Here is a 6,584-nt window from a genome sequence, read left to right as displayed (position 1 = left end):
CAGGCGTTCGAAATCCTCAGAGCAGAGTTCTCCATTCGCATCCCAGCGCAACGCCGTTGCTGGGAGGTTGGTTTGCTCTTGATTCATTTGTACTTGATGCCTTGATCCCAGGATGGGCACAAATGCTTACTCCGTGTGGGTCTTCTAAGTGCTTTGTATGAGAAGACTTCCTAAAGACGCTGGTTGGCGCACCAACTGACTTGACCGCTGGAAGGTGAGTTCTGGGTTCCTGACAGAGGACCCAATGAGCGCCAGATTCACCTTCCGCTCACCTTCCAAGAAGCGGCACAAACTCCCCATTGAGCACCTAGCGCTTAACGCTACAAACACCTTGCCAGGCACAACTTAAGCAGCAAACGGCACGCGTAAATCAGCGCCTCGTCTCACGCATTAAACAAAGGCGGCACCCAGATTCGAACTGGGGGTAAAGGATTTGCAATCCTCTGCCTTACCACTTGGCCATGCCGCCGGCCAGGGAGCAAAATCCCCTAATCGGATCGTATCAGCCATGGCATGTCCTCCCGCCTGCTGGTCTTAAGCAACGGCCACGGGGAGGATTTGATAGCCCTCCGGGTGATCGAAGCCCTGGTCAAGCGCGGTGGCTGCCCGCCCATTGCGGTACTGCCCCTGGTGGGGGAGGGCGAAGTCTTTGGTCCCGCCAGTCGCAATGGCAGCCTCGAGCTGGTCGGAGCGAGGCAAAAACTGCCCAGCGGTGGCTTCAGCAACCAAAGCCTGGGCGGCCTGGGCCGGGATCTAGCCGCCGGACTGCCCCTATTGAGCTGGCGCCAGTGGCAGCTGGTGCGGCGCTGGGGGAAAACGGGCAATCCCGTGCTTGCCGTTGGCGACCTTTGGCCCCTGCTGTTGGCATCCTTGAGCGGAGCGCCCTTTGGCTTCATCGGCACCCCCAAGAGCGATTACACCTGGGCCTCCGCCCCCCCCCAGGGCTGGGGGCGATCTACCTGGGCCGATGCCTACCACCGCTGCAAAGGCAGCGAATGGGACCCCTGGGAATGGGCCTTGATGGGCCAGCGGCGCTGCCGGCTGGTGGCCGTAAGGGATGGCCTCACCGCCCGGGGCCTCAGGCGCCATAGGCTGAACGCACTGGCGCCGGGAAATCCAATGATGGATGGCTTTGCTGCCATACCCCTGCCCGATTGGCTTAGGGGCCAGCGACGCATTTTGATGCTGCCGGGTAGCCGGATGCCCGAGGCCCTGGGCAACGCCAGCCGACTGCTCGCTGCCCTCAAGCTGCTGCCTGAACTACCAGCTCCCACCACCGTGCTAGTGGCCTGCGGCAGCCAACCCGACGCCCCCGCCTGGGCCTCCCTGTTGCAGCAGGCTGGCTGGCGGCAGGGGGCCAACGACTCCCGGGGAAGCGACAACCTGCTGCAGCAATCGATTTGGGAGCTGCCGCGGCCCAGGGCACCCCTGCAGCTGGTGCTCGGCCCCGGCTGCTTTAACCATTGGGCCCCCTGGGCAGAGCTGGGCTTAGCCACGGCAGGCACGGCCACCGAACAGTTGGTGGGCCTGGGGGTGCCGGTGCTTTCCCTGCCAGGGCCAGGCCCCCAATTCAAGGCCCCCTTTGCCCGCCGCCAAAGTCGTCTGCTGGGCGGAGCGGTGCTGCCCTGCCACGGAAGCCGGGAATTAGCCGAAAGGCTGGCCCTGCTCATGGCGGAACCGGCCCTCTGCCAGCAACTGGGAAACCGCGGTCGCCAACGGATGGGGGGCCCTGGCGGCAGCGCCCAGCTGGCCGGGTTAGTGGCCGAGCGGTTGTTGGCATCAGACCGGCTGGGATGATGCTGATCTCTTAGGGGCTCCTCAAGCCATGGCTGGCATTCCCGATCGGGCCTACAACGGAGCCTGCGGCAAATTGGCGAGCCAACTGGGCATCAGCCTGGCCTCGGCCCGTCGCAAGGTGGAGGTCAGGGCCGCCCAGCAAGACATCCGCGATAGCCAGGCCAAGTTGGCCCTGGCCGAGCAGCTCCTGGCCGAGGCCCTGGCCGGTGGCGAAAACAACCATGAATTACTTACCTCCTTGCTAGAAGCCGTCGGCAACGACGACAAGTTCATGGTTGAAGACTGAACTCAACCAACCAGGCCCAGACTCAGGCTCAGCGGTTGCCGCCGGTGGAGTGCTCAAAGAGCAGGTGAAAGCGGTTGCGATCCAGCTCCGCAAACACCGGGATGCAGCCAAAGCAGCGCTCGGCCAAATCCCAACGCTCCTCCCGCTTGAGCATTGTTTCCAGCCGGTCGCGGGCGGCCAGTAGGTAGCGCACATCCCCTGCCGCATAGGCCAGCTGGGCATCGCTAAGATCTTCCACCTGGCCCCAGTCGGAGCTTTGGGCCTGCTTGTCGAGCTCCACTCCCACCAGCTCCTGCACCACCTCCTTGAGGCCATGGCGAGGGCTGTAGGTGCGGCCCAAGCGGCTGGCCACCTTGGTGCAAAAGATTGGATTCACCGTGATGGCCAGGTTTTCGGCCAAGGCCGCCACATCAAAGCGGGCGAAGTGAAAAACCTTCTCGATCGCTGGGTTTTCCATGAGGGCCTTGAGCAGGGGGGCGCCGTCCTGGCCCCTGGAAAGCCGGATGCAGCAAACGTTGTCGTGGTCATCACAGATCTGCACCAGACAGAGCCGATCACGGCCATGGATCAGGCCCATCGCTTCGGTATCCACCGCCAGGGCCCGGGCTCCGGCATAGAGGGCCGCCCACTCGCCATCGAGGTCCCCATCAAAAACAGCGAAACGGGCGGGGGCTGGCAGGTTGCTGGCGGGGGAGGGCGCGGCCATCGGCAAAGGGGCGGGGATCACCCATGCTTGCAAGCCAAAGGCAGAATGGGTTCCATGGCCAACACCGGCTCTACCCTGCTGCTCACCCTGCTACTGGCCATCGGGCTGGTCTTTTTCCTGCGGGCCGCCAGCAAGGACCGCACCACGATCGTTGAAGTGCATTCGGGCAAGCCCGCCCTCGAGGTGCTCGAGGGCCTGAGCCTTTGGCTCACCGCCCGGGGCTGGCAGGCCAACGGCGGCGATCCCGAGCAACAGCTACTGCGCTTCCGCGGTCAGGTGAGCTCCAGCGCGACCCTGGCCCTGCTGCTTTCACTGCTGGGCGCCGTGGGCGCCGCCTGCCTCGGCCTAGTGATCCGCCAACTGTTGCCCCAGTTGGGCTGGTGGCCCCTGCTGCTGGCCCTGGCCGGCCCCCTGGCCGGATTTCTATATCGCCGCCGGGCCGAGCGCGATGAAAGCCTGGATCTGCGCCTGGTCAAGGAAATCGAAGGCCAGGGCTGCAGTTTGCGGCTAAGGGCACACCGCGATGAACTGATCGCCCTGGAATTGGAGTTGGCAGAGCCGCTACAACTGGCCAGCGATGGGGCCCTTCTGAGTTCTCCTATCTAGCTGGAATCAAGCCAAACCATGAAGCGTCTGCCCTTGCAAACCAAACTCAGCCGCTTCGCTTTGATCGCCGCATGCCTGGCCCTGGCAACTGGCGCCCAGGCCCAAAACCTGGCTGCCAGCGCCGATCCCCTGCTGGGCACGCGGGCGCCATACAGCAAAAACTGGTTGGGGATTAATTCAGCCCATCCGAGCACCGAAATCCTGGTGATGGCTGGCCACTCCGATTCCCAGGGTGTGGGCGGCTCGGGCACCGGAGGAGCTGCAGTCTCCCTCTATGGCGCCCGGCCGATGCAGAGCGGCATGACCGATGAGCTCTATTGGAATCTCCAGGTTGCCCAGGCAGTGGTGGCCCTGGGCCAAAGCCGCGGCCTAAGCATGCGCTTTTACGACCCCCCTAGCCGATCAATTGCCAGTGGCAGCGATCCACGCACCACCTGGAGCATCGGTAAGGCCCATGTAAATCAAGGCGGCTACGCCATGGAAATCCACTTCGATGCATACGGCAGAGATGGGGTGGGATCGGGCCTAATTCCACCAATCAACAAGCCCCTCAGCAATATCGACGAAAGCCTGGCGGCGGCCTTTGGGGCCTATCCCAGGAACTTTCGCGATGGCCTGGGCGCCCCAAAGAGGGGGATCGCCATTCTGGAGGTGGGCAAGTTGGAGGGTTCCCTTGAGCAGTCGCTGCGCAATCCCCAGACCCGCGAAGCAACCGTGGCGGCCATTGCCGAGCGGATCGTCAATGCCCTGCACATCGGCCTAAAACAGCCGCCTACTGACACAAACCTCGCCATTGACATCAATGGCTTTGGGCCAATCAGTCCACCGCCTGATGTGGTGAGCAACGCTCCCTAAGGGCCCCATCCGCCAACCAATCCTGGGGCCTGGTGAAGAGCTCGGTGAGGAGCGCCTCACGGCTGCCAGCTTCAGGCCTGTAGCCGTACTCCCAGCGCACCAGGGGAGGCAGCGACATCAAAATTGATTCAGTGCGGCCATTGGTTTGCAGGCCAAAGATCGTGCCGCGGTCAAACACCAGGTTGAACTCCACATAGCGACCGCGGCGATAGAGCTGGAACTGGCGCTCCCGCTCGCCATAGGCAAGGGCATGGCGCTTTTCCACGATCGGCACGTAGCTGGGCAAGAAGGCATTGCCGCAGGCCGAAGCCAGGGAGAAAAGCTGCTCCCAGCCCTGGGCTAACGCCCCATTGGCATTGCTCACCTGGGCTGCGGGCCCTTCGGGGTCTTGGCCCTTGTAAAGCACCCCGCGGGGGTCCTGGTAGTCGTAGAAAATTCCGCCCACCCCGCGGGTTTCATCGCGGTGCTTCAAATAGAAATACTCGTCGCACCAGGGCTTGAAAACCTTGTAATAGGCGGGGTTTACAGAGTCGCAGGCTCCCTTGATGGTGCGGTGAAAGTGCTTGGCATCCTCAAGGAAGGGGTAGTAGGGGGTTAGGTCTGCCCCACCGCCAAACCACCAAACCGGGCCAGCCTCGAAGTAGCGGTAGTTGAGGTGCACCGTGGGCACATAGGGATTGCGGGGGTGCAACACCATCGAGGTGCCCGTGGCAAACCAGCGCTGCCCCTTGGCTTCCGGCCTTTGGCTGAGGATCGAGGGGGGCAGTTGATCGCCCTCTACCTCTGAGAAATTGACGCCGCCCTGCTCAAAGATGCGGCCAGCCTTCATCACCCGCGAGCGTCCGCCGCCCCCCTCGGGCCTTTCCCAACTTTCTTCCTGAAAACGCCCCTCACCGTCGAGTTGCTCGAGGCCGGCGCACATCGAATCCTGTAGGCCCATCAACAGGGCCTTGGCCCTGGCGCGGGAGTCTGGGGGTGGGGTCTCCAGGGGGATCTCCAGGGGCGAGGCTTTTTTGCGGTTTAGCCAGGCCTTAAGCATTGAGCGCGTGCCCATGGGGGCAAGGGGAGTTCCACCCACATTTTCAGGCCAGCCAGCCCCGAGACAAGGGATCGAGAAGCTCTGTCACGGCTCCTAGGATCACGGGCCCTAGAAGCCCCACATCCGTGCCGCCTACTGCGCCCAGCTCTGAGCCAACTTCTGGGGCTAGTTCTGGAGCAAATGCCGCGGCCACTCTCGAGCAGGCCCAGGGCGCCCTGGAGGGGGTCAAGGATGCGGGCAGCGGCCGCAGCGTGGTCGAATTGGGCTGGATTGGCCCAGCCAAGCTCCAGGGCGAGCGGGCCGTAATTCGCCTGGCGCTGCCGGGCTTTGCCCAGGGCCAACAGGGTCGCATTGCCGAAGAATCGCGTTCAGCCCTGCTGGCCCTTGAGGGCATCAAGGAAGTGCAAATCGAAGTGGGCCAGCCGGCGGGGGCAGCCCCAATCGGCGCAGCGGGTCACGGCGCAGCGGGGCATGGAGCAGCGGGGCACGGCCAGGTGCCGGAGCGCCAGCCGATCCCCGGGGTCAAGAAGGTGATTGCCGTGAGCAGCGGCAAAGGCGGTGTGGGCAAAAGCACGGTGGCCGTAAATCTGGCCTGTGCCCTGGCTGGCCGCGGCCTCAAGGTGGGCCTGCTCGATGCCGACATCTACGGCCCCAACGCCCCCACCATGCTCGGGGTGGCCGATCGCACCCCGGAGGTGCAGGGCGAGGGCCCATCCCAGGTGCTCACCCCGATCGAGACCTGCGGCATCGCCATGGTTTCGATGGGGCTCCTAATTGCCGAAAACCAACCGGTGATTTGGCGGGGCCCGATGTTGAACGGGATCATTCGCCAGTTTCTATACCAGGTGAATTGGGGCGAGCGGGATGTGCTGGTGGTCGACCTGCCCCCTGGCACCGGTGATGCCCAATTGAGCCTGGCCCAAGCCGTGCCCATGGCGGGGGTGATCGTTGTCACCACGCCCCAGCAGGTGTCGCTGCAGGATGCCCGCCGCGGCCTGGCGATGTTTTTGCAAATGGGCGTAAATGTGCTCGGGGTGGTGGAAAACATGAGTGCCTTCATTCCGCCCGACGCGCCGCAAAAGCGGTATCCGATCTTTGGCAGTGGCGGCGGCGCCACCTTGGCCCAGGAGGCCGGGGTGCCCCTACTGGCCGAACTACCCCTGGAAATGCCCGTGCGCGAGGGCGGCGACGACGGCAGGCCCGTGGTGTTGAGTGCACCCGAATCGGTAACGGCCCAGGCCTTTGAGGCCCTCGCCAAGCTGCTCCAAGTCGAGCAGTTGGCCCCTAGCTAAAGG

General features: G+C 63.7%; 7 protein-coding genes and 1 tRNA gene. 5 read left to right on the top strand and 3 right to left on the bottom strand.

The annotated features are described in order from the left end of the window. Positions 1-398: 398 nt before the first annotated feature. A tRNA-Cys gene (locus KBY58_RS02665) sits at positions 399-469 on the bottom strand. Between the two features lie 44 nt (positions 470-513). On the opposite strand from KBY58_RS02665, the gene KBY58_RS02660 reads away from it, so the two are divergent. Continuing rightward, on the top strand, positions 514-1,797 hold the full coding sequence (locus tag KBY58_RS02660; protein WP_255002704.1) for a lipid-A-disaccharide synthase-related protein: 1,284 nt from the start codon (positions 514-516) through the stop codon (positions 1,795-1,797). Between the two features lie 28 nt (positions 1,798-1,825). Further along, positions 1,826-2,083, top strand: a complete 258-nt coding sequence (locus KBY58_RS02655) for a hypothetical protein (protein ID WP_254934775.1) — start codon at positions 1,826-1,828, stop codon at positions 2,081-2,083. Positions 2,084-2,111: 28 nt separating this feature from the next. Here KBY58_RS02655 and KBY58_RS02650 read toward each other — a convergent pair whose 3' ends face one another. Beyond that, positions 2,112-2,789, bottom strand: a complete 678-nt coding sequence (locus KBY58_RS02650; protein ID WP_254934776.1) for a ribonuclease D — start codon at positions 2,787-2,789, stop codon at positions 2,112-2,114. A 54-nt stretch (positions 2,790-2,843) separates the two neighbouring features. Between KBY58_RS02650 and KBY58_RS02645 the strand changes: the two genes are divergently transcribed. Next, entirely contained in the window at positions 2,844-3,395 is a 552-nt protein-coding gene (locus KBY58_RS02645) for a cofactor assembly of complex C subunit B (RefSeq protein WP_255002703.1), read from the top strand. Between the two features lie 18 nt (positions 3,396-3,413). Beyond that, positions 3,414-4,250 carry a dehydrogenase gene (locus KBY58_RS02640; RefSeq protein ID WP_254934778.1) on the top strand — a complete coding sequence of 279 codons (837 nt, stop codon included), beginning with the start codon at positions 3,414-3,416 and terminating at the stop codon, positions 4,248-4,250. On the opposite strand, the gene hemF is transcribed toward KBY58_RS02640, so the two are convergent. After that, positions 4,213-5,289 (bottom strand): oxygen-dependent coproporphyrinogen oxidase, encoded by a 1,077-nt coding sequence (gene hemF / locus KBY58_RS02635; RefSeq protein WP_255002709.1) that lies wholly within the window; start codon positions 5,287-5,289, stop codon positions 4,213-4,215. The two genes, KBY58_RS02640 and hemF, sit on opposite strands and share 38 nt — an antisense overlap. Before the next feature lie 125 nt (positions 5,290-5,414). On the opposite strand from hemF, the gene KBY58_RS02630 reads away from it, so the two are divergent. Then, positions 5,415-6,581: an Mrp/NBP35 family ATP-binding protein gene (locus tag KBY58_RS02630; RefSeq protein WP_255002702.1), complete on the top strand. Its 1,167-nt coding sequence runs from the start codon at positions 5,415-5,417 to the stop codon at positions 6,579-6,581. Positions 6,582-6,584: the final 3 nt, after the last annotated feature.

It is taken from the genome of Cyanobium sp. HWJ4-Hawea, from assembly GCF_024345815.1.
Classification (GTDB): domain Bacteria; phylum Cyanobacteriota; class Cyanobacteriia; order PCC-6307; family Cyanobiaceae; genus Cyanobium_A.
The sequence above is the reverse complement of the archived record's forward strand: the minus strand, read 5'-3'. Positions and strand labels throughout refer to the sequence as shown.

Bases quoted from the DNA above. Each gene is read 5' to 3' on its own strand.
- KBY58_RS02650 (WP_254934776.1), bottom strand. From the start codon at position 2,789: ATGGCCGCGCCCTCCCCCGCCAGCAACCTGCCAGCCCCCGCCCGTTTC.
- KBY58_RS02640 (WP_254934778.1), top strand. From the start codon at position 3,414: ATGAAGCGTCTGCCCTTGCAAACCAAACTCAGCCGCTTCGCTTTGATC.
- KBY58_RS02660 (WP_255002704.1), top strand. From the start codon at position 514: ATGTCCTCCCGCCTGCTGGTCTTAAGCAACGGCCACGGGGAGGATTTG.
- KBY58_RS02655 (WP_254934775.1), top strand. From the start codon at position 1,826: ATGGCTGGCATTCCCGATCGGGCCTACAACGGAGCCTGCGGCAAATTG.
- KBY58_RS02645 (WP_255002703.1), top strand. From the start codon at position 2,844: ATGGCCAACACCGGCTCTACCCTGCTGCTCACCCTGCTACTGGCCATC.
- hemF (WP_255002709.1), bottom strand. From the start codon at position 5,289: ATGCTTAAGGCCTGGCTAAACCGCAAAAAAGCCTCGCCCCTGGAGATC.